The organism is Salinispirillum sp. LH 10-3-1 (genome assembly GCF_030643825.1).
Taxonomy (GTDB): Bacteria; Pseudomonadota; Gammaproteobacteria; order Pseudomonadales; family Natronospirillaceae; genus Salinispirillum.
The window spans coordinates 1,600,981-1,626,989 of the sequence record NZ_CP101717.1 but is presented as its reverse complement, the minus strand read 5'-3'; the positions used below and the strand labels follow the sequence as shown (position 1 = coordinate 1,626,989).

The 26,009-nt window shown below is 54.5% G+C and carries 18 protein-coding genes; 10 read left to right on the top strand and 8 right to left on the bottom strand.

Annotated elements, in window-relative coordinates; translation table 11 throughout:
* Positions 1 to 165: 165 nt before the first annotated feature.
* From NFC81_RS07170 to NFC81_RS07145, 6 genes are read left to right on the top strand one after another with little or no spacing between them, the layout of a single operon-like run.
* On the top strand, positions 166 to 1,125 hold the full coding sequence (locus tag NFC81_RS07170; RefSeq protein ID WP_304996846.1) for an AAA family ATPase: 960 nt from the start codon (positions 166 to 168) through the stop codon (positions 1,123 to 1,125).
* Position 1,126: 1 nt separating this feature from the next.
* A complete protein-coding gene (locus tag NFC81_RS07165) occupies positions 1,127 to 2,032 on the top strand; it encodes a DUF58 domain-containing protein (RefSeq protein WP_304996845.1) in 906 nt (301 codons plus the stop codon).
* The gene (locus NFC81_RS07160) at positions 2,022 to 2,534 is read left to right on the top strand and encodes a DUF4381 domain-containing protein (RefSeq protein WP_304996844.1); all 513 of its coding nucleotides are present in this window, start codon (positions 2,022 to 2,024) and stop codon (positions 2,532 to 2,534) included. The genes NFC81_RS07165 and NFC81_RS07160 overlap by 11 nt, the downstream gene beginning before the upstream one ends.
* Positions 2,492 to 3,511, top strand: coding sequence for a VWA domain-containing protein (locus tag NFC81_RS07155; RefSeq protein ID WP_304996843.1), 1,020 nt, complete (start codon positions 2,492 to 2,494; stop codon positions 3,509 to 3,511). The genes NFC81_RS07160 and NFC81_RS07155 overlap by 43 nt, the downstream gene beginning before the upstream one ends.
* Positions 3,508 to 5,160: a VWA domain-containing protein gene (locus NFC81_RS07150; RefSeq protein ID WP_304996842.1), complete on the top strand. Its 1,653-nt coding sequence runs from the start codon at positions 3,508 to 3,510 to the stop codon at positions 5,158 to 5,160. Before NFC81_RS07155 ends, NFC81_RS07150 begins: the two co-directional genes overlap by 4 nt.
* On the top strand, positions 5,154 to 6,920 hold the full coding sequence (locus tag NFC81_RS07145; RefSeq protein ID WP_304996841.1) for a BatD family protein: 1,767 nt from the start codon (positions 5,154 to 5,156) through the stop codon (positions 6,918 to 6,920). Before NFC81_RS07150 ends, NFC81_RS07145 begins: the two co-directional genes overlap by 7 nt.
* Positions 6,921 to 7,102: 182 nt before the next feature.
* Here the strand turns inward: NFC81_RS07145 and tcdA are convergent, their stop codons facing one another.
* Entirely contained in the window at positions 7,103 to 7,876 is a 774-nt protein-coding gene (gene tcdA, locus NFC81_RS07140) for a tRNA cyclic N6-threonylcarbamoyladenosine(37) synthase TcdA (protein WP_304996840.1), read from the bottom strand.
* Positions 7,877 to 8,010: 134 nt separating this feature from the next.
* Between tcdA and NFC81_RS07135 the strand changes: the two genes are divergently transcribed.
* Positions 8,011 to 9,180, top strand: coding sequence for a PatB family C-S lyase (locus NFC81_RS07135; protein ID WP_304996839.1), 1,170 nt, complete (start codon positions 8,011 to 8,013; stop codon positions 9,178 to 9,180).
* Between the two features lies 1 nt (position 9,181).
* On the opposite strand, the gene NFC81_RS07130 is transcribed toward NFC81_RS07135, so the two are convergent.
* Positions 9,182 to 10,444 carry an HD-GYP domain-containing protein gene (locus NFC81_RS07130; RefSeq protein WP_304996838.1) on the bottom strand — a complete coding sequence of 421 codons (1,263 nt, stop codon included), beginning with the start codon at positions 10,442 to 10,444 and terminating at the stop codon, positions 9,182 to 9,184.
* An 88-nt stretch (positions 10,445 to 10,532) separates the two neighbouring features.
* Here NFC81_RS07130 and NFC81_RS07125 point away from each other — a divergent pair, with 88 nt between their 5' ends.
* On the top strand, positions 10,533 to 10,763 hold the full coding sequence (locus NFC81_RS07125) for a DUF3820 family protein (protein WP_304996837.1): 231 nt from the start codon (positions 10,533 to 10,535) through the stop codon (positions 10,761 to 10,763).
* Here the strand turns inward: NFC81_RS07125 and NFC81_RS07120 are convergent.
* Together NFC81_RS07120 and NFC81_RS07115 are read right to left on the bottom strand one after the other, a co-directional pair.
* A complete protein-coding gene (locus tag NFC81_RS07120; RefSeq protein WP_304996836.1) occupies positions 10,760 to 11,629 on the bottom strand; it encodes a hypothetical protein in 870 nt (289 codons plus the stop codon). The genes NFC81_RS07125 and NFC81_RS07120 overlap by 4 nt on opposite strands.
* Positions 11,630 to 11,746: 117 nt before the next feature.
* Complete coding sequence (locus NFC81_RS07115; RefSeq protein WP_304996835.1) at positions 11,747 to 12,124, bottom strand: DUF3024 domain-containing protein; 378 nt, start codon at positions 12,122 to 12,124, stop codon at positions 11,747 to 11,749.
* A gap of 78 nt (positions 12,125 to 12,202) precedes the next feature.
* Between NFC81_RS07115 and rapA the strand changes: the two genes are divergently transcribed.
* Entirely contained in the window at positions 12,203 to 15,010 is a 2,808-nt protein-coding gene (rapA, locus tag NFC81_RS07110) for an RNA polymerase-associated protein RapA (protein WP_304996834.1), read from the top strand.
* Between the two features lie 100 nt (positions 15,011 to 15,110).
* Positions 15,111 to 15,731, top strand: a complete 621-nt coding sequence (locus NFC81_RS07105) for a LysE family transporter (RefSeq protein WP_304996833.1) — start codon at positions 15,111 to 15,113, stop codon at positions 15,729 to 15,731.
* Between the two features lies 1 nt (position 15,732).
* Here the strand turns inward: NFC81_RS07105 and hrpA are convergent, their stop codons facing one another.
* The 4 genes from hrpA to NFC81_RS07085 all read right to left on the bottom strand — a co-directional run bounded on the left by hrpA (position 15,733) and on the right by NFC81_RS07085 (position 25,833).
* A complete protein-coding gene (gene hrpA, locus NFC81_RS07100; protein ID WP_304996832.1) occupies positions 15,733 to 19,641 on the bottom strand; it encodes an ATP-dependent RNA helicase HrpA in 3,909 nt (1,302 codons plus the stop codon).
* Positions 19,642 to 19,880: 239 nt separating this feature from the next.
* Positions 19,881 to 21,545, bottom strand: coding sequence for an AMP-binding protein (locus NFC81_RS07095; RefSeq protein ID WP_304996831.1), 1,665 nt, complete (start codon positions 21,543 to 21,545; stop codon positions 19,881 to 19,883).
* Positions 21,546 to 21,736: 191 nt separating this feature from the next.
* Positions 21,737 to 23,443 (bottom strand): AMP-binding protein, encoded by a 1,707-nt coding sequence (locus NFC81_RS07090; protein WP_304996830.1) that lies wholly within the window; start codon positions 23,441 to 23,443, stop codon positions 21,737 to 21,739.
* A 59-nt stretch (positions 23,444 to 23,502) separates the two neighbouring features.
* Positions 23,503 to 25,833 (bottom strand): vWA domain-containing protein, encoded by a 2,331-nt coding sequence (locus tag NFC81_RS07085; protein WP_304996829.1) that lies wholly within the window; start codon positions 25,831 to 25,833, stop codon positions 23,503 to 23,505.
* Between the last annotated feature and the right edge of the window lie 176 nt (positions 25,834 to 26,009).

The window sequence follows — 26,009 nt, the reverse complement described above, 5'->3', positions numbered from 1 at the left end:
GTTGTTAGTGGCGTAAAGACCAAAGCACGTCAATTATCGAATTGCGAGCAATCGCCCGACGCGTGAAAAAACCCGGTAAACGGCGACTGACAACGAACTTCTGCGGTTGACAGCGAGACGTAAAGATAGAAAGAATGCAGTGTCATCATATCGACAATAAGAAGTATGAGCACTCGAGTACGATTCGACGATCTGAAACAATTTCTATCCGGCCAGATTCTAGGCCAACCAGACTTAGTGGAAGCGCTGATCATCAGCCTGCTGACAGACGGTCATCTATTGATAGAAGGCACACCTGGACTCGCTAAAACTCGCGCTGTCAAAGCGCTGGCTCAAGGTATCCAGGCGGATTTTCAACGCGTGCAATTTACGCCGGACCTGATCCCCAGTGATGTAACGGGGTCCGAAATCTATCGCCCTGACCAGCAAGTCTTTGAATTTCAACCCGGGCCGGTATTTGCCAATTTGGTTTTGGCCGACGAGATCAACCGGGCCCCGGCCAAGGTACAGGCCGCACTGTTGGAGGCCATGTCGGAACGCCAGGTATCCGTAGGCCGTACCACGCGACCGCTGCCGGAACTGTTCATGGTCATTGCCACCCAGAACCCACTGGAACAGGAAGGCACATACCCGTTACCAGAAGCACAGCTCGACCGTTTTCTACTCCAAGTGAAACTGAGCTTTCCTGATGTAGAGACGGAGCGGCGCATTCTACGCTTAACCCGCGGTGGCGACAGCATTCAGCCACCAGCGGACTGGCAGCCACTGACTGAAGCAAATGTTTTGGCGGCGCGTAATGAGGTTAACCAGGTGCATGTTGCCCCGGCGATTGAGGATTATCTTGTGCACCTCGCGGACGCCACGCGTCGGCCTGGCCTGTACGACGATGAACTGGCAAACTGGATTCAGTCGGGCATCAGCCCACGCGCCACCATCGCCTTGGAGCATGTCAGTCGCGCTTTGGCGTGGCTGAAAGGCCAAAACTACGTCACGCCAGACTTGGTGCAGCGGGCCTTACCTTGGGTCTATCAACATCGGATCAGCGTGCACTACCGCGCCCTGGCGAACGGCATCACACCGAACCAAGTGGTCGCACGATTGATTCAGAGCGTGGCGGTCAGCTGACATGCTGACCGGCACCAGCGTGACACTCGATCAATTGGCAGCGCTGCGCCGCCCGCCGGGCGCTGGCCTGCAGAAAGGCCTCGCTTTGCAAGTCGGCGCGCATGAAAGTCGGCTCACCGGCGCGGGCATGCAAATCAGCGAAGTACGCCACTATCAGCCCGGTGACGATATTCGTCATATTCATTGGCGGATATCTGCCCGTTCCAATGAAACCTTTACCAAGGTGTATGATGTTGAGCATGAACTGCCTTGGTTGATGCTAATTCTCCTAACACCCAGTATGTATTTTGGTAGTCGACAGGCGTTTAAATCGGTGCGAGCGTTAGACGCCATCACCCAACTGGCGTGGCAACGCCAGTCCCTGCATGACTCCATCGGCAGCGCAGTGCTCTCCCCACATGGTAGCTTTTGGTCCGAACCGGCACGCCACGTTGGTGGGCTTTTGCAGCAACTCAGTGCATGGGCGGATCATAGCCAGCCTATAACTTCAGACCAAGCACCTACAGTGTCACTGGACGCGTTTCGTCATTTCACTGAGCAACTCCAGGGGTTCATTCGCCGCCAGCAAGCGATTGTGTTGATGGGTGACTTTATGCCGCCTTACCCTTGGGATGCGTTGATTGCCTCGCTGCATGGCTACCCTACGACCTTTATTCAGGTGACTGATCCGCTAGAAACCGCGCTGCCAGATTCAGGCCGCTACCCCGTCCTGAGTGGCCGACGCCTGCAATGGCTCACCTCAGACCGCACGGTACAGCAGCGTTACCACGACAGCCGGACACGCTGGCTGAGCGAACTGCGCGATGAACTCGACCCGCAGCGGCATCGTTGGGTCCGTATTGATACCACACAGGACCCCAGCGAATGGCATTGGCTTGATCAGGAGGTGCTGCCCAATGCAGGATAACCTGCTGAGCCAACTGGCCCCGCCGATTGCACCTGACCACTTGTCGGCTTGGCCGCCTGGTCCCGGCTGGCTTATGCTTTTTGGTTTGATTCTGATAGTGCTGATGGTAGCGCTGGTTTACCTCAGCCGTCGTTGGCCTTGGTGGCGCTGGCCGCAGGTGTGGCGTTGGCGTCGCCTCTATCGCCAAGCGCTTGAACAGAACGTTCTGCACGCCTCGGCGCACAGCGGCGCGCTCAACCAGTGGATACGCCAATTGGCTCGTGACGGGCTGGGCATTGATACGACCTTACCGCCGGAGCACTTTATACACGAGTTACAGGCACAGCTCGTTGCACTACCGGATTCTCCCGACGAGAGAATGATCAGTACCGTGCGTCACCTGCTGTTGCAGAGCTACCAGCCATCCGCCGCGTTGAAAACGCTGGAAAACGAAACCACAACCGAGGTATTACATACCCTATGCAAGCGTTGTCTGACCTTACATTCGCCTGGCCATGGCTGATACTGCTGTTGCCGGCTGCGTGGGCAGTGCGTCGCTTCCTAGGGGGCGCACGCAATGATGCCATTCGCTTACCGCATGCCATATTATGGCGGCGCGCCGTCCGTCGCGCGCCTGCCTCAACACTGGGTGTGCGCACTTTTTTACTGACCGTCGCTTGGGTTTTATTGGTATTGGCTCTCATGCGCCCTACCGTGCCCGGTGACAGCACACAACAGCCGCTCTCTGGACGGCAAGTGATGTTGGTGGTGGACTTGTCACAAAGCATGAGCATTGCAGACATGATTCTGAATGGCCGTCGTGCTAATCGACTCGATGCCTTGAAAGTGGTTCTGCACGAATTCATTGCGTCACGCACTGGAGACCAATTAGGTCTAGCGGTATTTGGCACCCAGGCGTATTTGGTTTTGCCAGTTACGCCTGATCTCAACATTGTTGCCGCAATGGTCGACGACATGCGCATTGGCATGGCGGGTAACCGCACGGCTCTTGGGGAAGGCTTAGCCATTGGTATCGCCCATCTGGTTGATAACCAACCGCAAGACGGTGAACGCGTTCTGGTGCTGTTGTCAGACGGCGCGCAGAACGAAGGCAATATCACCCCACTGGAAGCCGCTGCCTGGGCTGCGGACTATGGCGTGCGTATCCACAGCATTGGCTTTGGTCTTGGGCCGAGCCGCGATGGCAATTTACTGAACCCATCCGGGTTGTCAGCGGCTGACCTCGATGAGCCAACGTTAATTGCAGTAGCCGAGCAGACCGGTGGGCGATACTTTCGTGCCGAATCCACTGCGCAGTTACAAGACATTTACCGCACCATCGACAGGCTTGAGCCCACTATTGCTGGCGATGAGACACTGAGTCCACGACGCGAGCTTTTTCACCTACCGGCGGCGTTCAGTCTGCTTTTGCTGGCTCTGGTCGCGGCTTTATCGACGCTCCAAACGCAAGTATTGTCGGGCCGGAGGGCATCGTCATGACGCTCTTGCGGCCGGAATGGTTAATCGCTTGGCTCCCGCTGTTATCTTTTCTACTCTGGCGTTCGGGCACAGGCCTTACCCCTTGGCAGCGCTGGATTGACGCTGATCTTTTGCGTGCTTTAACGGTCCAGTCAAGGGGACCTTGGCAGCGTACGCAGCGCATTTTACCCTGGCTATCGTTGTTCGTTTTGGTCTTTGCGCTAGCAGGCCCAGCCTCTCGGTCGACATTGCCGGTGTACAGCCTGGAGCGCCCGGTGGTGTTTGTCTTGGATCAATCATTAAGCATGGCGAGTGACGACATCAGCCCAAGCCGCCATGTCCGTGCCCAACAAAAAATACAAGACTGGTTGTCGGAACACCCTGAGCGTCCGGCGGGCTTGGTGGCCTATTCCGGCACCGCCCACATGGTGTCGCCGATAACCACCGACCATAAAGCGCTGAACAACTTCTTGTTGCAGCTAGACCCTTTTATCATGCCGGTGCTCGGCAGCCACGCGGTTGCAGCCATGAACATTGCCACTGAACTGCTGGGTGACAACGCTGGCGATATTTTATGGTTTACCGACGACCTCACCGCCGCTCAGCGCGCACGCTTACCCGATATTGCACGCCAGCAGCGCCTGGGCATCATTGTGGTCGGTACGCGCGAAGGTGCACCCGTGCTCCTGCCTGACGGGTCACCCTTGCGCCTCGATAACGGGCAATTGCTGATTCCACCCGTAGACACCCAAGAGATCGCGCGTTTGGCGCAGGCCAGCAACGTGCGCTGGCAACCGGTCAGTGTTGACAATCACGATCTCAATCAAGTGCTGCCTCCCGTACTTTCCAATGCCGCCTATGCGGCTGGAGAGCGTGTGCAGTACCGTGACTACGGCCCTTATTTGCTCTTGCTGGCTCTACCCGGCTTATTACTCTGGTGGCGCCGAGGTGCCTTGTATGGATTAACCGCGCTCAGCATTGGTGCGCTCTGGAGCCCCCCCGTGGAAGCCAGCGGCCTACGTGACCTGTTTCTCAGTCAGGATCAACGCGCTGCAGAGCTATTGCCAACGAATCCCGAGCAGGCAATGGATTTATTTCTTTCCCCTGAATGGCAAGGCTATGCGGCGCTGCAGGCTAATCAATACGAGCGTGCGCTCGCCATTTTAGAACCACTCGATGACCCCTTGGCCACCTACAACCTTGGTCATGCCTTGGTAAATCAAGGCCTCTTTGAGGAGGCCATGGCTGCCTTCGAAACAGCAAGCCAGCAGGCTCCGGATTTCGCTGAAGCAGAGCACAACCGAGCCTTGCTTGAGCGCTTTCTAGCTCAACCGCCACCACAACAAGAGTCGTCCGGCGATGATGAGCCTTCGGACGGACCCAGTGAGCCCGGCGACGACCCCAGTGATGCCGGTGCTGGCAGTGACGACGATGGCTCTGACCTGGCTGAAGGCGCTACCGAGCTCAGCTCCAGTGAAGCACCTGAGGTCCCACCACAAGACGATGCGGCGTCTCAGCAGGAGCGCGCCCAGCAGGACTTTGATAGCGGTTTGGATGAAGACATTCGTGGCCGGTTACCACCCGCCGACAACCTGTTCTTACAGCGCAAATTCCGCTTTGAGTATGAGAGTGATCCCAGCATGTATGATCGTGAGGGGCCGTTATGGTGAACCCATTGTCTCTGTTACGCACCTGCTTGACGCTGTGCCTGGTGGCATGGCTGGCCATGCCCATTGAGGCACAAGCCAGCGTATTAGCAAACGTCAATAAAACCACCTTGGTTGAAGGCGATACGCTAGTGCTGCGTATCCGCACCCGCGCCGAGAACAGCGAAATAGACTTGGCACCATTGCTGACAGACTTTCGGGTATTGTCGCAGTCGCACATGACATCCAGCACCTCATTCAGTGGCGTCCGTAATACATTTCTTGAATGGGAACTGCAGTTAGCACCGCGCAAGACGGGCCGTCTGGAAATACCGGCCCTCACCGTTGGTAACGAACAAACCCGGCCTATTGCCATTACCGTTTTGGAAATGAGCCCACAACAGCGCTCACAGCAACGTCAGATGGTGCAACTTGACGTAGAAGTCAACGAACATGAACTCTATGTGGGCCAATCCACCGTAGTCACGCTTGAGCTCCTGTACACTGTGAACGTTAATGGTACCTTTGCGGACGTATCACCGGAAAATGCAGAGTGGGAGCAGCTGGGTGAGCGCATGAACGGCATTACCCAGCGCAACGGCCAGGAATACCGCTACACCCGCTTTCATTATCTGTACACACCGACACAGCCAGGCACTGTCGAGCTGCCTGCCTTTACCTTCAACGGAACCTACCGCCAAAATGCATGGGCCCCGGCACAAACCATCAATGGCCTGCAAAGTGACCCCATACCCTTACAAGTAAAGCCTATACCTGACAGCTTTCCGGCAAACGCTCGCTGGCTGCCCGCGCGCGATCTTACGCTGACGGAACAATGGAGTGAGGACAGTTTGAGTGTGCCGAGCGGCCACCAGATTACGCGCACGGCCAACCTCGCAGCAACCGGGCCAGCTCGCCATCGTCTGCCAGAACTATTAAGCAACCAGAACTTACCCAGTGGGGTGCGTGCCTACCCCAGCCTACCGGATACTCAACAGCAGATTACGAACGGACAGCGCCGCAGTGTGCGGCAAGAGCGTGCGTCCTACTTGTTTGGCCAATCCGGGGAATATGAACTGCCGGAAATTCGTATTCCATGGTGGGATCTCGACAATGACCAATTACGCTGGGCTCAACTGCCCGCTCGCACCATCCGGGTAGTCGGGCCTGCCACCTTGCCGCTGACGCAGGATGCGCCGACCGCACAGACAACACTGCCCTCCCTAGACGAAGCAATAAGCCGCGGGCCCTCGCGCCTGTATTGGTTGCTGATGATTTTATTCATATTGAATGGTGCACTGCTCTGGTATTTGCTCAATCGACCCGGCCAGCCTTGGCTGATCTCCCTACGCCATCGACTGCGCTGGCGACCGCGCCGCCGGCTGCCCCAGCGATCCAACTCGGAGCCCGCGGCCAGTGTTGCCAACAAAGAACCCGAGAATCGGCATAAGCTGCGCGCGAAAGGGCCCGACTGGCGTCAGCCCTTGATTGAGTTAGCGCACAGCCAACAGTGGGGTACGTTGTTGAATACACTGGCAAAACAATTTGCATCGGATGGATGGCCTGATGTGGATGCCGTCAGCGCACGCCACCAGAAGCCGAATTTTGCCGCCCTAGTGCGAGATACCCAAGCGCTGCACTATGGTGCAGATACTGGCAGTGAAGCCGAGCAACGCTTACTCAGTACGCGCTGGGAGGCGTTATTGACCGGCTGGCAAGACAGCAAACCAGTGCGCTCGAAATCGAGCAAAAACGATCGTATTAAGAAACTCTATCCAGATTAGTCCGCAGGGCGGGCGCCAGCCTCCCAATCGACTGCAGAGCTGTAGACAAGGTGTGGGCGTAGGGCGTATGCCTCAAGGCGTGCATTCCCGGCCTGCCGTTGAGCGCCGGAGGCATGCCCCGAAAGCCCCTACCGACCATTGTTTAATGACCACTAATGGCGGGTGTAAACACACCGCCATAGCTACACGCTCGCCGACAGTCGTTTCAGCGCTGCACTGGCGGCCACCATACCAAAGGTCGCGGTCACCGCCATGGCAGCACCGAAACCACCAGCGCAATTCATCCGCGTACCTCCGCTCAGGTTTTTCGTGGCACACACGGTGCCATCTTCTTGCGGGTAAACCAGGGGTTCATCAGAGAACACACAGGGCACACCCATCGACTTTCCGCCCTTGGTGTAACCATGTTGTTTACGCAGCTCCGAGCGCACTCGGGCCGCCAAGGGGTCTTGTATGGTTTTCGCCAGATCAACCACCTGCACTCGCGTAGGGTCAATCTGCCCGCCAGCACCCCCTGTGGTGACGAACGGAATCTTGTGCCGACGGCAATAATGAATAAGGGCCACCTTGACCTTCACGCTGTCGATCGCATCAATCACAAACGACAGCTTGTCCAGCCCCTGCTCCGCCAGATTATCGACGGTTATAAAGGTCTGCCGCGTATGCACAATGATATCAGGATTTATATCGCGACAGCGTTCGGCCAACACATCGACTTTGAACTGTCCAATAGTGCTGCCTAAGGTATGCAATTGCCTGTTGGTATTCGACACACACACGTCATCCAAATCAAACAGCGTCAGTTCGCCGATGCCCGACCGCGCCAATGCTTCAACACTCCAAGACCCCACGCCGCCCACACCGATCACCGCCACGTGTGCGTGCCGAAAGGCTTGCAAGGCTTGGTCGCCATAGAGTCTGGCAACACCATTAAAACGGTCTTCATAGCTGAGCATGGTGATTTCCGGTTTGACGTTTAACGAGTGGCAGTGACGTGATCAATGAGTCCTGTGCTGTCTACCCAAGCTTGATTTTATCGCCTAGGCTCTGCATGCTTCGAAACTACGGTAACCAAAGGAAGCAGTATACCATGTACAGCATTCACGACGCCGATCTGGCGCGCATGTTCTCACAAAGTGTCCCTCGCTTGGAAGATCACGCTGACAAGTGGCGGCGTTATGCTGGCCAGGATGTCATACCGATGTGGGTGGCCGATATGGATTTAGCCTCTCCGCAACCCGTCATCGAAGCCCTTCAAGCGCGCGTGGCACGCGGTCATTTCGGCTACACCAAGGCTTGGCCAAGCCTGCAGCAAGCTGTCTGCGCCTGGCTGGAACGGCAGCACGGCTGGGCCGCTGATCCATCGTGGTTAGTGTGGCTACCTGGTGTTGTCCAGGGCTTTAACGCTGCACAAAAGCTTTGGGGATCGGCAACGAGCCAGACCGTAATCCAAACCCCAAACTACCCGCCTCTGCGCAACGTCACAGAAAAATACGGACACGGGCAGACATTAATTGGTTCGGTACTTGAGAATGATGTCTGGCGAACCGACTGGAACGCGCTAGAAAGCGCTTTAAGCGCCCCTGAGACACGACTGTTGCATCTGTGTAACCCAATGAACCCGGAAGGCACTGTGTGGCGCCAAGACGACATAACACGCCTGGCAGCGCTCTGTGACCAGCATGACGTGATGGTGTGCTCCGACGAAATACACGCTGACTTGATCTTAGAGACATCGGTCAAACATTGCCCGGCAGGTGCTCAGCCCCTCTTGACTCAGCGCAGTGTCACACTGATGGCCGCCAGCAAAACCTTCAATATTGCAGGATTGGCCTGCGCCTTTGCCATAATCCCTAACGCCTACCAGCGCGCTGCGTTCAAAGACACTTTGAGCCACGAAACAGGGGAAGTAAATGCACTGGCTTTGGTAGCGACCGAAGCGGCGCTCACTCGATGTGATGACTGGCACGCGGCCTTACTCCAACACCTGCGCCAACAGCGCGATCAACTGGCGACTGTGCTGAAAGGCACTTCGGTGCACTATCGCCCTGCGTCGGCGACGCATTTGGCTTGGTTGGATTGTCGGGATTGGGCGGTTAACCCCTATGAGCACATGCTAGCGCACGGCTTGGGCCTGAGTGATGGAGACGCGTTCGGTTGCCCGGGGTTTCTGCGCTTGAACTTTGCCTGTGGTACAGATTTGTTTGAACTGGCAATGGAGCGACTCACTCGTGCAGTTACTTCAGCGCCATTAAAGTAGCCTACATAAAGTCCATGATTTTCAGATCAAAGGATAAGCGAGCCGGATCAATGGCTCGCACAATTTCTAGGTCGTTGCTCGGCTTTGCTAGGTCTACATCCTGCACTTCCAAAAAGCGCTTGTGCTTAAGGCTATAAATCAAACGCACCACCGGCTCAGCTTGACGAACCCTGTTTGGCGTGACCACAATACCAAGTTGTCCACTATTAAGTTCAACGACGGTCCCGACTGGATAAATACTCATGGCACGAATGAATTGGTACACCAGCTTACGATCCAGATGATGATCACTCCATTCCACCAAGCGCTTCATCGCTACCGAAGGTGTCATGCCTTGGTGATAGACACGATCAGCGGTGATGGCGTCGTACACATCGCAGACGGCCGCCATACGGCCAAACAAACTGATATCCGTCTCGGCCAATGCATTGGGGTAACCGGTACCATCTAAACGCTCGTGATGCTGCGCGCAGATACTCACCACATCAGGGTCGAGACCCATGCCCTTCAAGTATTGCTCACCATACACAACATGGCGTTTCATCTCCTCCCATTCACTGGCTTCCAGTTTGCTTGGCTTATGCAAGACGGCATCTGGCACTTGAATCTTACCCACATCATGCAACATGCCACCCACCGCCAGCTTGCGGATACTGTCGTGGCCGAAGCCCATCGACTTGCCCAGAATACTGAGCAAAATACCTACATTAAGGGAGTGCTCCAACAAGTACGCATCTTTGTCGCGAATACGTGACATACAAGCCAGTGCGTTTTCATTTCTGTATACGGAAGCGATAATATCCTCGGCGATATCCTCCACTTGATCGATATCAATGGAAGCACCCGCCTGCACCTTAGACATGACATCGCTTAGCAAGTTCAGCGCCTCGCTGTGAATCTTGCTCGCCTTCGTTCGCTCATCGTCAAGCGATGCAGAGGGTGCGGCAACACCAGACTGTTCCTGCTGCGCAATGATCTGGGCGCGTTTTTTCTCTAGCCGCTCTTTGATTTCCGCTTTTTGGCTGGGTACTTTTTCAGCCTGCTGCGCTAAAGCAACATCGACCTCTGAATCGTCCCCAACATCCACACCTTTCGCGGTATCGATGGTGATGTACTCGATCCCACGCGCCTTGATCTTATCGATAATTTCTTGCCGCAGGATTAAACCTGATTTCGTTTTGTTGCTATCGGGAATCCAGTCGGCATTACGCTCCGACACAAACATTCCTACACGCAGCTGACTGACGGGGATAGCCTTGATCAAGGTGAACCTTCACTTATCAGTGTTTGGTGATTCAAGGTATTATAGTTCATTTGAAGAATCCACCAAGGATTGTATAAGGATTATTTACATGACCGACCTCACACCAGAACTGCTCACCGCAGCGGCCAACGCACGAATGCCATTTGGCAAGTATCAAGGGAGATTTCTCGTGGATACACCGGAAGAGTACCTATTATGGTTTTCGCGCAAGGGTTTTCCACCGGGTAAACTTGGCCAACAGATGGCGCTGGTTCTCTTGCTAAAAACCGAAGGTCAAGAAGGGTTGCTCAGGCCACTAATTACGTCCAGACCGCGCTAACTGGGTGCTACCGTTTTCAATCGTTGCAAGGCGTAACGACCGGTGGCTGAAACCTCATCCGCATGCTCGGTGTAGTAACGATACACCGCAACAGCCGGCCCGATCATCCCCAACTCATCCAGTGAATAGGCCAGAATAAAGTACCAGTTTAACGGTGGTTTAGGACGCTCCAAATAAAGCTTCACAGTACGCACAACTTCTGTGTAGTCTTCTGCCATAACACCTGCATCCAGCCACAACTGTGCGGCACTTTCATCACCCGGCCATTGCCCCAGCCGGTTTTGCGCACTGCTGTATTGGCGATTCTTGATTTCGTACCAGCTCGTTAAGACCGCTATGTCGCGTTTTTCCGTCCAGGGTGCCAATGCCGTAGTGCGTTTGCGAAATTGGTCTGCGTCAGGTGGATTATTTGATGAACAGTCATCTAGGAGTTCAGCCAGTTCATGCTCAGGGTCCTTCTCCAGTGACAACCAGCGTAGCTTGCGCAACGACGTAACGGCGTAACTGAATGCTTTTTCACGCACAGGAGGTGAGTCCTTGAAGGATTCTTTAGCGTCAGCATTGGGTCCCGACGTAGGATGATGAATAGCCTCAGCTAGTTTTGATTTGGCTGGAGCCTTTGCTGCCCGAAAAGATTCTCGGCGTGAGAACACGTCTTTCGCCATTGGAATATGAAACTCTAAGGACATGGTGCGCAGCAGGCTCTGTCGGCTGACCCAGCCTTGATCGACCACAATTTCGCCGATTTTGGCGTTATTACCATAGGCTTTTTGAAGGGATAACGCTTTTTTTAGTTGCTCGGGTGTCAGGAGTCCATTCTCAACCAGTACATCACCGATCCGGCGATCATTTCCTGTTTGTTGCATGCAGATACTCCAATAAGACTTGCCCTAAGCTAAGCCCGTTCTGTAATTATTATAGTTGAGCTTATGGGAACCAGTCAGAGCACAGAGCTTTGATATACTCCCTACGTGGTCATATTATCACCAGAAGACACGATATTTGTCACTTTCTATCTCTGCTAAAGCTGCCTCTAAACGCAAAAAGGGTTGCTTGTCCGTGACCGGATATTCACGCCAATGACCCTGCTCACCGCGGAAGAAAAGTTGCCACGGCTGCCCGCGACCATCGCTACGCAACAGCGCCAACGGTAAGCGAACGCCACGCTGCCGATGCACAGGGTGAGCCTGAACTTCAAACAACTCAACAGTCCACTGTTCGGCACTGAAGCGCACTTCACCGGGTCCGCGATAGTTAACCGGCACCACATTCAGCAAGAAGTTTTGCACCTGGCGGTCAATTTGACGCCGTTCAAAATCGGTCGGTACCGTTGAATTGGGTTTGCTGATTTGGTTTCGCATGTCTACAATCCCGCCCCCTGCCATCTACATCGGCTAGACTAATGAATGTAATCGACCAGAGACAGGACATATAACACCATGATTTTCGCTTCAGGACAACGCTGGTTCTCACAAACAGAGCCTGAGCTCGGCTTGGGTATTATAGAGTCTGTCGCCAATCGCCGTATCACTATTTCTTTCCCTGCGGTAGATGAGGTACGCACCTATGCCGAATCTCAGGCACCTTTGCAGCGCTATTTGTTGCAAAAAGGCGATGCTCTGAATACCGCAGACGGCTTGCGTGGCAAGGTCCAGGGTGGCGAAGTGAATCAGCATCGTATCATTTATCTGGTAGCGGATGATGCGGGCGAAGAGCATGTGGTACCGGAAATGCTGCTGGCTCACGAACTGAAACTCGACAGCGCCGATAAGCGTCTACTGGCCGGCCAAGTCGATCATCTTAACTGGTATCTATTGCGCCAAAAAGCGCGAGCGCAATACAGTGAGTATCAAGGCCAGACCATACGTGGCTTATTAGGTGGCCGCATACAACTGACGCCGCACCAGTATTATCTCGCCCAAGCAGCAACCAAAGGCGGCATCCCCCGCATTTTATTAAGTGATGAAGTAGGCTTAGGCAAAACCATAGAAGCTGGGTTGATACTGCACAAGCTGGAGATTGAAGGCCGTGTACAACGTACACTGATCACCGTGCCAGACCATTTACTGCACCAGTGGTTGGTTGAGCTGCTGCGCAAGTTCAATATGCATTTCAGCATTTTTGATCATTCGCGCTTGGATGCAGCATTAGAAGAAAACCCTGATGGCAATCCGTTTGACGACGAACAGCGTGTACTGGTCCCCGTTTCCTTATGGCAAGATGGCAACGCACTTGAGTTTGCAACGCGCAGTCAGTGGGATCTATTGATTGTCGATGAGGCACACCATCTTGCTTGGTCAGAGGAAGCACCTAGCCTTGAATATCAAGCGATTGAAACCTTGAGCGCTAGTACTCCGGGGCTGTTGCTGTTGACCGCCACACCAGAACAACTGGGTGTAGAAAGCCATTTTGCTCGCCTGCGACTGTTAGACCCGCAGCACTTTAATGACCTACCGCGGTATTTAAGCACGCACACACAACTGGAAGCTCTCAGCACGGCACTGGGCGAATGGCTGGACAGTGACTTGCAAAGCACCGCACTGGACGCGTTCTGTACTGACCCCTATAGCCAAAAGCTACTGACGCAGGCGCGCGAGTCGTCCGACGAAAAGGACATCCAACTACTGGTTGATCACTTAATCGACGTACAGGGCACCGGGCGCATTCAGTACCGCAATACCCGCGATCGCATCGCAGGCTTTCCAGAGCGCCAAGTGCACGCTACCGCGCTGCCACTGCCCAGCGATTATTTACTCGATAAACCCTACCCTGAAATCGGTATACTGGCGTGGACAGAAGATGACCCACGCGTGGAGTGGCTGGTCAAACTGGCCCAGAGTACCGACGAAAAGCTGCTGGTCATCTGCCACAACTTACGCACGGCTACCGGACTGGAAGGCCACTTGCGGCTGCGCGAAGGTTTGCGTACTGCCCAGTTCCATGAAGACATGACCCTAATCGAGCGCGATCGGGCCGGGGCCTATTTTGCGGACCTGGACGACGGGGCGCAGATTCTAGTGTGCTCAGAGATCGGCAGTGAAGGTCGAAACTTTCAGTTTGCGCATCATCTGGTGTGTTTTGATCTGCCAAACCACCCTGATCTCTTGGAACAGCGTATTGGTCGCTTGGATCGGATCGGCCAAACCAATACCATTCAGATTCATGTGCCCTATTTCATTGAGCACGTCAGCGAGCGCTGGTTCGAATGGTATAACGCTGGGTTAAACGCCTTTGAACAGACTTGTGGCGTCGGGCAGGCGGTACTGTCGGAACGGGTTCCCGACGACCAACCACAGCAGTTAGACTACTTGGATGCACTGACTGAGGCAGAGTTCCAGAATGAGCTGACCTCAGTGCAGACGCTGGCGCAAGAGCTGACAGCGCGTCTGCGCGCAGGCAAGAATCGCCTTTTGGAATGGCACTCCTTCAATCGACATGAAGCTCAAGAGTTACTGGAGCAGATCGTTGAATTTGAGAGTCAGTTGTCGCCACAGGACTTTATGATCGAGGCACTGGACAGCTTCGGCATTGATGTCGAAGATGAAGGCCAAGGTATTTTCAGCCTGCAACCCAGCGCCAACATGCTGACCGACTCCCTACCCTTTATGGGCGACGAAGGCACGCGCGTGACGTTCAGACGCTCCGTTGCTGTCAGCCGTGATGACATCCAATTCATCACTTGGGAGCACCCCATGGTAGACTTTGTGCTCGAAACACTGGAGGACAGTCACCTAGGTGCCGCTGGCGTGACCTTGATCAGCCAGCCAGATTTATCCAAAGGCAGCCTTTATGTTGCTGCGCACTTCATGCCCATCATGCAACACCCACGGGCGCGCGCCGCTGGTCGCTACTTGCCGCAAGCGTCTTTTCAAGTGGTGATCGATCAGGAAGCGCAGCCAATCACGGAGTACTTCGTCGACAAGGACCTGCGTGATCTGCAGCAACGCATCAAAAAAAATGTGGTGTTGGAAGTGATCAAATCGCAGAACACCCTGATAGCAACACTGCTGGAAAAGGTACGCGCACAAGCCGAGCCTGAGCTGGCCACATTGAAAGCGCAAGCGACCGAATCGAGTCACACCTTTTATGACGGTGAGATCGCCCGCCTAGAAGCCCTGCAAGCCGTGTCAGGCAAGGATTTCAGCGTCGACCTTGAGACTCTGAAAGAAGACCGTGCCGCACTCGCAGAAGCCATTCAACACGCGGAACTGCACCTAGACGCAGTGCGCTTGATCGTCAACTTCTGATAACAGTTGAGCCTCCACATCACACAGGTGGTATGGTGTGGAGTGCTCATTCCTGTTACAAACCGCTATCTCTCTAATCGTATGCTGAAAAGGAACTGAGATGGGTCCAATAGAATGGTTTTCGCTGGCATTGGTGTGCTTTTTGGGGGCCTCCACGCCGGGGCCGAGCTTGGTGGTGATCGCTCGTATTGCCAGCACCAGCGGACGCACACAAGCGATGATCGGGGCGTGGGCGCACGCGGCCGCTATTGGTTTCTACGCCATGCTGACCTTAGTCGTATTTGCCAGCGCGCGGCTGATGGGTGGTCCGTGGTTCTGGTTGATTGGCTTGTTGGGGCAGCTCTGGCTGCTCTACTTGGGGGTCAGCATGTTGTGGGCGTGGCGGCCGGGGCACCAGCATCGAGAAACGTTAGCCGGGCCCACCGCCACCCGCTGGTACCACGCACTGGCCATTGGTTTGTTTAATCCCAAAATTTGGATTTTCTTCACCGCCATCTTCAGTCCGTTCGTGGGACAAGTCGCTAACCCTTGGCCGCTGGCTGGCTTGGCCTTCGCCATTGACGGGCTCTGGTACACCGTAGTGGTATGGTTTCTGACCCGTCAAACGGTGTCGACGTTCATGGCCCGGGTGCAGAAGCCCATGGACTTAACCATGGGTGTGTTGTTCATCCTACTGGCTGTCGTAGCGTTGGCGCGCTCTTTTATGCAAATGCCGTGGTAACTCACAAGGCGCGCAGCGCCTCCCACAGTTTTTCCAAGCGCTTCGCTGATACGGGGCTTTTTGCCCCCAGCGTCTGCGCAAACAGCGATATCCGGTACTCTTCTATCTGCCATCGATAGGTTTCTAACTCGGCACTGCATCGTTGCTCTTTGCGCAGCTTTTCCGCCTTCGCAACGTAGCGTTCCCAAAACGTATTCAGCTCATCAATGTACATTTGCTCGCGCGGTGACACCCCGCTGCTGCGATTCATGCGCAACACCATGCCGTCCAAATAGCGTGCCAGTTCATGCCGTTGCGGGCGCGGTGTTTGGAGCAAAAAGCCGGGGAAAACCAAACGTGCCAACTGGGCTTTAATGTCTGAATACACGAATGCTAAGGCAAAGGAAATCTTGCCCTTGAGGCCTTTGGCGATCTGGTGCACTGCAGCCATCATACCGTGTAACTCCAAACTCAGCCGCTCAGCTACTTCGGTTAACTCAGCCCTGCCCCGATCGAGCGCCGCCGTGAATTCTGCTTCGGTGCGCAGCTCACAAGCACCTTCGGTATTCTCCACTACGGCTTCGGCCACCGCGGTTGCCAGCAGATCTTCCAACAAGTCGCGGCTTTGTCCGTGCGGAGCGAAGAACAGCGCGGCTTCTTTGAATTTCGGCAAGCGTGTACTGAGGTATTTTTCTTGCTCCGCGAGGTGCAACCGCGCAAGGCGCAACGCGCCAAGGCGGTGTTGTTGCGCGGCGAAATCGGCATCAGTAAACAACTCTATTGCCACCGAATGCACTTTATCAACCAGCGCCGGATAGGTGGTGATCGTCATACCGGCTTGCTTGAGGTCATAGGTGGCGGGTATGTCGCCAAAATCCCAGCGAGTCAGGCCGTCACGTTCCAGCTCGGTGACTGTGCGCGCACTGGGCCGGACATCAACGTCCGTTACCTGCTGCCACAAAGCACTGATGTCACGGCCTTCGGCCAAGGTATTGCTGGCCTCGTCCACCACCCGAATATTGAACCTCAAGTGTTGCTCAATGTTGTCGTGCTGCCAATCTTCCGGCTGAATGCGTACACCTTTAAGGCGAAACAGTCGCTGTGCCAATACCTCTGTTAAGGCGATGTTGTCGGCCTCCACGCCATCCAACGCTTGCCGCACTGTGTCAGGCACCGGCACCAAGGCTCGGCGAATAGACTTAGGCAGGCTTTTGACCAAGGCAATGGCTTTGTCTTCCAGCAGTCCTGGCACTAGCCAGTCCAGCCGTTCGGGGGTTAACTGACGCAAGGCAACGGCCGGCACCACAGCGGTGATCCCGTCTTCTTGCTGGCCCGGTGCAAACTTGTATTGCAGCGGTATTTCCAAACCGTTAAAGCGGAAATGGTCCGGGTAGGCCTGTGGCGACGGCAAATCGTCCTGTTGGCGTAAGTCTTCGGCGTTAAAATACAGCAAGTCTGGCGTGGTTTTCTCGGCGTCTTTGCGCCACTTTTCAAACCCTTTCCCATTCACGATACCATCGGGAATGCGTCCGTCGTAGAAGCTGAACAGGGCTTCGTCGTCGACCCGAATATCCCGCCGCCGCGCTTTGTCTTCCAGGGTTTCTACTTCTTGCAGCAAGGCTTGATTGTGTTGATAGAAAGGCGCTTGCGTGCGGTACAGGCCTTCCACCAAACCTTGGCGAATGAACAACTCGCGGCTTTCCACGGCGTTTACGGCACCGTAATTGACCAACCGCTTGCCCACGATGATCAATCCGTACAGGGATACTGTTTCCCACGCCATGACTTGCGCACGCTTGGCCGAAAAATGCGGCTCGCTGTAAGCCCGTTTCAGCAAATGCGGCGCCAAGGCTTCACACCAACCGGGGTCGATCTTGGCAACGGTGCGCGCGTACAACTGGGACGTTTCCACCAGTTCGGCGGCCATCAACCACGGCGGTGGCTTGCGGTACAGGGGCGAGCCCGGAAACACCACGCATTGGCGACCGCGCGCTGCAGTATAGACCTTGCCCTCTTTCCACTGCGCGATCTGGCTGAGCATGCCAGACAACAACGACTGATGCAGATCTGCACCGTTGGCCGTCTCGGTGTTGAAACGCAGATTGAGGTCCTTACACATGATGTGCAATTGACGATGAATCTCGCGCCATTCGCGCAGGCGAAGATAATTCAGGTATTCCTTTTTGCAGAACTGGCGGAACTGATTCGCACCCAGCGCTTGCCGCTGCTCTTCAACGCGCTGCCATAAATTCAGTATGGTGACGAAGTCCGATTCTTTATCGACATCGACGGCGTGCTTTTGCTGCGCTTGCGCTTGTTTGTCTTGCGGCCGCTCGCGAGGGTCTTGCACCGCCAGCAGCGCAACAATAATCAAGGCTTCGTTCAGTACATTACGCTCGTGCGCTTCCAACAGCATTCGCGCCAAGCGCGGGTCTACCGGCAAACGCGCCAGTTGTCGACCCAAGGGCGTCAGGCTATTGCGCTCGTCTACGGCGCGCAATTCATGCAACAGCGTATAACCGTCTTTGATTTGCCGGTGATCTGGCGGGTCGATGAACGGAAACTGGTCGACTGCACCCAGTTTCAGATGCAACATTTGCAGAATGACCGAGGCCAGATTCGTACGCAAAATCTCGGCGTCGGTAAACTCCGGGCGCAGGCTAAACTCGTCTTCCGCATACAAACGAATGCATAAGCCGGGCGCGATACGGCCACAACGACCGGCGCGCTGATTCGCCGAGGCCTGAGAAATGGCCTCGATGGGCAAGCGCTGCACTTTCGATTTGTAACTGTAGCGACTGATACGTGCTACCCCGGTGTCCACGACATAATGGATACCCGGTACCGTGATGGAGGTTTCCGCCACGTTGGTCGCCAGCACCACACGACGCCCTTTACCGGGGCTGAATACCTTTTGCTGGTCCGCAGCGCTCAGGCGCGCATACAGCGGCAATACGTCGAGGTGTGGCAGCTCGGCATCGCGCAGGGCCTTAGCGGCTTCGCGGATATCGCGTTCTCCGGGCAAGAAAACCAGCACATCACCACCTTTTTGGTGGGTCTGCCCTGCCCGCTCCATATCCAGTATTTCCTCTACGGCAGCAACAATTGCCTCCGGCCCACCGGCGGCATAATCGTCGTGTTCGATCGGTGGCCGATACATCACATCCACCGGATACGTGCGGCCAGACACTTCAAACACCGGCGCGCCATCAAAATGCTCGGAGAACCTGTTTACGTCGATGGTCGCCGAGGTAATGACAACCTTCAGGTCAGGGCGCTTCGGCAATAAGCGTTTGATGTAGCCCAACAGGAAATCGATGTTCAACGAACGCTCATGCGCTTCGTCGATGATGATCGTATCGTAGCGATTTAAAAAGGGATCGTTCTGCGTTTCCGCGAGCAAAATGCCGTCGGTCATCAATTTGATTTGCGTACGCGGGCTCGTATCGTCGGTGAACCGTACCTGAAAGCCGACCTGCTGGCCAAGTGGCACTTTCAGCTCTTCCGCGATGCGCGTCGCCACCGCCCGCGCCGCCAAACGACGCGGTTGGGTGTGACCAATCAAACCCAACGTGCCACGTCCGGCTTGCAAGCATATCTTGGGTAACTGGGTGGTTTTACCAGAGCCGGTTTCACCCGCCACAATGACCACCTGGTGGGCTTCAATGGCGGCGCGCAGTGCCTCAGCTTGTTCACCTACCGGCAATTGCGTATCAACGTTTACTATAGGCGTATTGAGTCGACGTTCTTGCACGTGATTCAGGCTTTGCTCGGCCTTTGCCAGCCATTGCTCGAAGTCGGTCAGGATGTCATGCCCGGCGTCAGCGTCTTTTTTCAGGCGCGACAACGTACTCGCTAAACGATGGCGATCTCGACATTGAACTTGGTTGAGAATTTGTTCGGCCTGAGGCCAGGACGGAGCAACGGACATAACACGCCAACTTAATTAAACCGGCGCGTAGTATAGGGAAGTTGAGGCGAAAACTGTAGGTGCCATCCGTTGCTAGTAGCAACGGTGCATTAAGCTTCGCGGTGTGGTCAGTACCGGGCATGCCTCCGGCGCTCCACGGCAGGCCGAGAGTCGCACCTTGAGGCATGCCCGGTACTGACCACTCCTAGAGCAGCGTAAAGGCAGTCCTTTACGCCTACTACTCCAAGTAATGTTAACGATTACGCGTTCTCGTCGCGCAACTCGCGGCGAAGGATCTTACCGACGTTGGTTTTCGGCAACTCTGTGCGGAACGCAAACTGACGCGGCACTTTGTAAGACGTTAACTCTTTCTTACAATGCGCGATCAGGTCTTCTGGCGAGACTTCGGTGTTAACGACCACAAAGGCTTTAACGGCTTCGCCCGACTTCTCGTCTGCCACACCGACCACAGCACATTCAACGACAGCGGGATGCTGTACCAGCACGTCTTCCACTTCGTTCGGGTAGACGTTAAAGCCCGATACCACGATCATGTCTTTCATGCGGTCAACAATGCGGATATAGCGGTCTTCTTGAATCACCGCGACATCACCGGTGTGAATCCAGCCGTCTTCCGTAATGGTTTTGGCCGTTTCTTCAGGGCGCTTCCAATAGCCTTTCATTACCTGAGGGCCACGCACCAAGAGCTCACCTGGCTCACCAGCAGGTTGATCTTCACCGGCATCATTCACCACGCGCACTTCGGTGCTGGGCGCTTGCAAACCGATGGTACCTAACTGAGTAAAGCCAGGCGGGTTAAAGGAAACCACAGGAGAAGTTTCGGTCATGCCATAGCCTTCACTGATGGCGCAGCCAGTCATCTTCTGCCAGCGTTCAGCGGCTTCTTTGGTCAGCGCCATGCCACCGGAAATCGTCAGTTTCAAATGACTGAAGTCAAGCTTCTGGAAATCGGCGTTGTTCATCAATGCCACGAATAAGGTATTCAGACCCGCACAGCCGTTGAACTTCCATTTGCCGAGTTCTTTAACGAAGCCAGGGATATCACGCGGATTAGGAATGAGTACGTTGTGGTTACCGGTTTCCATGATCACCAAACAATGCACAGTGAACGCATAGATATGGTACAGCGGCAGTGGCGCCACGAAGGTTTCCTGACCAGGCTTCAGAGCTAAGGCGAAATACTCATAGCACTGCAGCATGTTGGCAATCAGGTTGCCGTGGGTTAACTCGGCGCCTTTGGCGACGCCCGTTGTACCGCCGGTGTATTGCAATACCGCAGTATCATCCTGCTGTTTTTCCACCGGCGCAAACGACTTACCTTCACCAGCCGCAATGCATTCACGCAAAGGCTTTACCGCTGAGGGGTCATAGGCTGGCACCATTTTCTTGATGCGTTTAACGACAGTATTGACCAACACGCGCTTAAAGCCAGGATGGAAGTCGGCAATTTCAGTACAAATGATGTTTTCAATGGGCGTTTTGTCTTTCACGGCTAGTGCCTTGTCGGCCATGCCGGCATAGACCACCAGCAAGCGTGCACCTGAATCGTTGAACTGGTGTTCCATTTCCCGCTCAGTGTAAAGCGGATTGGTATTAACCACGATCATCCCGGCGCGTAACGCACCCCAAACGACAACAGGATACTGCAAAATATTGGGCAGTTGGACAGCAATACGATCTCCCGGCTTGAGGTCAGTATGATGCTGGAGATAAGCCGCAAACTGGGCACTGAGTTTATCCAGCTCGCCATAGGTCATGGTGCGACCCATACAACTGAATGCAGGACGCTCGGCAAATTCTTTTACCGACTTATCAAACAGCTGAGTCACAGATTGATAGTGTGACATATCTATGGTGGCATTCATGCCGCCGGGGTATTGCTCCAGCGCGTATTGGCTAGCCATGGTCGCTCCTTACATTGTTATTCTTGCCGAAAGCTACTTAGAGAGAAACCCTTAAGTAAAACTCCGCCGTTGTGCGCGCAGTGTACGGGCAACATCTGCTTGTGTTAACCGCACTACTGCATTACTGCCGCAAAGCGGCAGTAATTTCTTCAATATTGATCAACTGTACAGGATTATTGACCGTGATGCGGTCAATCCAGGCGGGTATTCGTGCCGCGCAACTTTCGTCGCAGTACTTTGCCAACTGCACTGACCGGCAAGTCTTCGCACACAGTGACAAGCTTGGGCACCTTATACCCATCCAGGTGGGCGCGACAATGATGAAGTATTTCTTTATCACTCAAGGCTATTTCACCCGCTGATTCTTCAGCATCACGTGGCACCACAAACAAGTGGATACGCTGCTGTCCATGGGCATCTGTTTCTCCAATGGCGGCACAAGATGCCACCTTGGGATGCCGGTGCACCACTGTTTCGATCTCACTCGGATACACTTGAAACCCGGAGACGACAATTAGGTCTTTCTTGCGGTCTACGACGCTAATCTCCCCATTTGGATTCATTGCGCCTAAGTCTCCGGTGCGCAGCCATCCGTCTTCAGTCAATGCTTGCCGCGTCGTCTCCGGCGCATTCCAATAGCTCGCAAACACCTGTGGTCCACGTACCCAAATTTCACCTACGGCATTTTGAACCAGCGTGGTGCCCGCGTCGTCACAAATACGCACCTCCGTATTACTGAGCGGTTTGCCACAATGTCCAGCGTAGTCCTCCCCTGCTTTACTGATCGATACTGCAGGCGAAGCCTCGGTTAATCCATAGGCGTCCAACAGCGGTGCCCCGGTTGCTTGCTGCCAAGCGCGTGCCACACTTGGCACCACTGGCATGCCGCCCGATAGGGTCATGTGATAATTCTGGAAGTCGAGTTTGCGAAACTCTTTATGCGTTAGGAGATGTGCAAACAACGTGTTCAAACCGGTCATTGCGGTAACATCCCATTGCCGCATGGTACGGACGATACTGGCGATGTCTCGCGTATTGGTCACCAACACACTGTGGCAGCCCATCGCCACCAAACACAAACAATGGGCCGTAAAGGCATACACATGGTAAAGCGGCAACGGAGCGAGAATAACCTCTCTTCCCGCGACCAACCCTGATGGTTGCGCGCTAGACTTCTCCAAGTGAAATTGGATTTGAGCAACATTGGCCAACAAGTTACGTTGACTCAATAACACCCCCCGCGCCAAACCTGTCGTGCCCATGGTGTACTGTATCATGGCGACGTCTTCAGACTGCGTATCGGGCGGTACAAACGCGTGCTCATGCCCCAGCTCTAGCGCGGCCATAAACTCGACCGCTTGTGGCAGATCAAATTCGGGAATGCGTTTATGCACATAGCGCGCAACGGTGTTAATCAGGAAGCGACGACGGGTGGTGTGCAGGTCGCCCAAACGCGCGACCATGACATGATCGATGTCAGTCTCCGCCATGATGGATTCCACCACATCACCGAACACTTCCAGGAACACCAAGCCACGCGCACCTGAATCCTTCAGTTGATGCAGTAATTCCGCTTTCTCAAGCAATGGGCTGATGTTAACCAGCACTAAGCCTGAACGTAATAATGAATAGGCCACGATAGGAAAATGCAGGATATTAGGCAACATCATGGCGACTCGGTCGCCGGGGACCAGGTTCGTGTGCTTCTGCCAATAGGCAGCCAGCTCAGCACTCAACGCATCCAACTCGGAAAAGGTCAGTGTCACCCCCTCGTTAGAGAAGGCTGGCCTATCCGTATAGTGTCGGCTGGCATGCTCCAGCAGAGCGTTTAGCGATACATAGGCATCAAGAGGCCGATGTTCAGCAAGGTAATGAGCAAGATCATTGGCTTGATTCATGTTAGATCCTAAGAAACCAGCGCTTTACACCTAACAGGGGAATCCACATAAACAAAGCATTAACCGCCTTTGTTTTTGTCATCCTCTGGTAGTTCATCGTCATCAAGCAAGGAGTCATCCAGCATGTCGTCGATATCGTCATCGCTCAGATCGAACTCATCCGGTGCCAGCTTTTCGTCAAAGGCAGAGTCATCATCGGAAATGATGTCTTCCCAGTCGTCGAGATCATCCAGCCCAGTGTCGGCTGACGCTCCATCCTTAATGCCCAGCGACTCCAAATCAAATTCATCGTCCAGTATAGAAGGCTCTTCGTCTTCTACAGCCCCATCCTCTTCGGCGTTTTGCACAGCATCACTGATGGTTGGAATTTCGTCTTCCTCTGCAGCTTCCGCTTCGGGTGCTGCGGCAGGCTTATCGACATAGACTTCTTCATCAACCTCTTTGCCGTCCAGTTCTTCAAGAACAGCGCGTTCGGCTTTAGACAACGGCTCGTCCAAGTCCAAGTCATCCAACTTATTGCGGCCCTCGAAGCGACGATAAACCAAATAGAGCAATATCAAGAACAATAGACCTGAACCACCGGCCAGGGCGTACGGCAGCCAGTCCGCACTCCGGCGTTCGCCTTCTGGAACAAAATCCAACCAATCATCAGGCAACCCTTCCTCCCCTATTTCAATTGGCTCCACTGGTGTAGGGACAGTCAGTGTTTCTTGTGGTGCTTCACTCACCGGCGGCGGTTCGGGAATGGTCGGAGCCGGCATGGCGGGCACCGGCTCAGCTGGCTGACGCGCCGCTGGCGGCTGTGCTTGCTGTGCTGAAATCGACCGTGGATCACCGGCCTGTACGGGAAACACCAAGACAATAGGCGCAATCACTACGTCGCCAGCAGGCTGTTCCGCACCGATAAACTGTACATTGACGTCCACCGAGTAGTGGCCGTCGCCACGATTACCGGCTACATCTACGGCCCAATAACCTGCCGGTTGCTGGGTGAAGGGTAAAAACTGAGCGCTGCCATCTGGCCCATCAACCTGAGCAACTAAGCGCATCTCCTGCTCTGTCATCTCGGGCAAGTTTGGATAGACGCGGATCTCATACGACGTTGTGCGTGGGATAACTTCAACAGCCAAAGGCTCGCGTACATTCACTGAAAACACACGGCGTCGGTTGAAGGTTTGTCCGTCGGCTTCGACCACTACGTCATACGAGCCTTCACCACTCGGCATGGTTACATTGCCCACAAACTCATTGCCTGACCGCGTTAAAGTGCCTCGCTGCAGCACTGTTGCGCCTTGACGCACTACCGCAGTCAACGTCATAAGATCGAGGAACTCTTGATCGGTAACGGCCCCATCAATGTCCCGGAATCGCGCCAACAAAGGGACTTCATTTTGCGCCATGATATTGAGCGGCAGAGGGTTTACTTGCAGATTGAGATCACTGACAACGGCAACGCGCGAATTAGCACCCAGCTCGCCCTCAACCGCCCAAGTGCCGGAGGCTGGCATTCTGATCGTAATCAGGTCATAGCGCTCAGAGACCAACCATTCGCTGTTCGCAGGCAATTGGTCCGGCGTATAACGCTGCCCTCCAGGCGCCACCAAAGTCACGGGTGTAGGCTCTGGGCGAAAGATAACAGCGGTAAACTCGCTCACCGAAGAATCAATACGGAACTGCTGATCGAGGTCTAACCCCACTTCCTCGCGCGCTTGGTCCCCTAGACTGGCATTCATTACCTGTAAAAACAGCGCCAATAGCTCTTCGGCGTCTTCGGCCACCGCACTCAGCCCGCCCGTTTGCGCAGCCAACTGAGACATCAGCGTATCGTCGAGATCATCCGACAACCCGACCATGTGGATGGTGCCATTGTGCTCACGGACACGCGGGACTATGTCACGAATAATGCGATCGCGCTCAGCACGACTGGCCGCTGCACTAGGAGGAATATCGACCTTACCGTCGGTCAGAATGATGTAGTGTTTAGGATTACGACCAGTGCTAAAACCGAAGTCATAGCTGGCACGTTCAATTGCTTCGCCAATATTAGTATGCAATGCCACGGAATTAATGTCGTTCGCTCGTTGCCTTGCTTGTTGTCGCCACGCACTGTCCACCGATCCATGTGGCACCAACATATTAACGAACTGACCAAATGTCCAAACACCCGCTGTGCTGCCCTCAGGCAACAGCTCAACAAGGAGATTCACTGCGGGAATGCGCAAGTTGTTGGGATCGGTATCGCGCATACTGCCTGAAATATCAATCAGGATGCGCAAATCCAGAGGCGCCAAATTGGGGTCCGTCGGTGTGGCCTGCTGAGCCTGCCCAGTTGCCACCAGGCAGCTAAAACACAGCAGACTTACTAAAACCTTAGTGACACTTTGACGCATGCATACCTCTACTTATTTGACCGGCCAAGCGTTTAGGGAACATCTAATAACCCTTTTTCCAATCTGGCGGCGTTAAAAATGTCCTCAAATGCTCACTGGCTTGCCAGAACGACCATAGGTCGACCCGAAGGGTGAGCGTAGCGAATATTTACTTGAAGTAAACTGCGCGTTCTCGG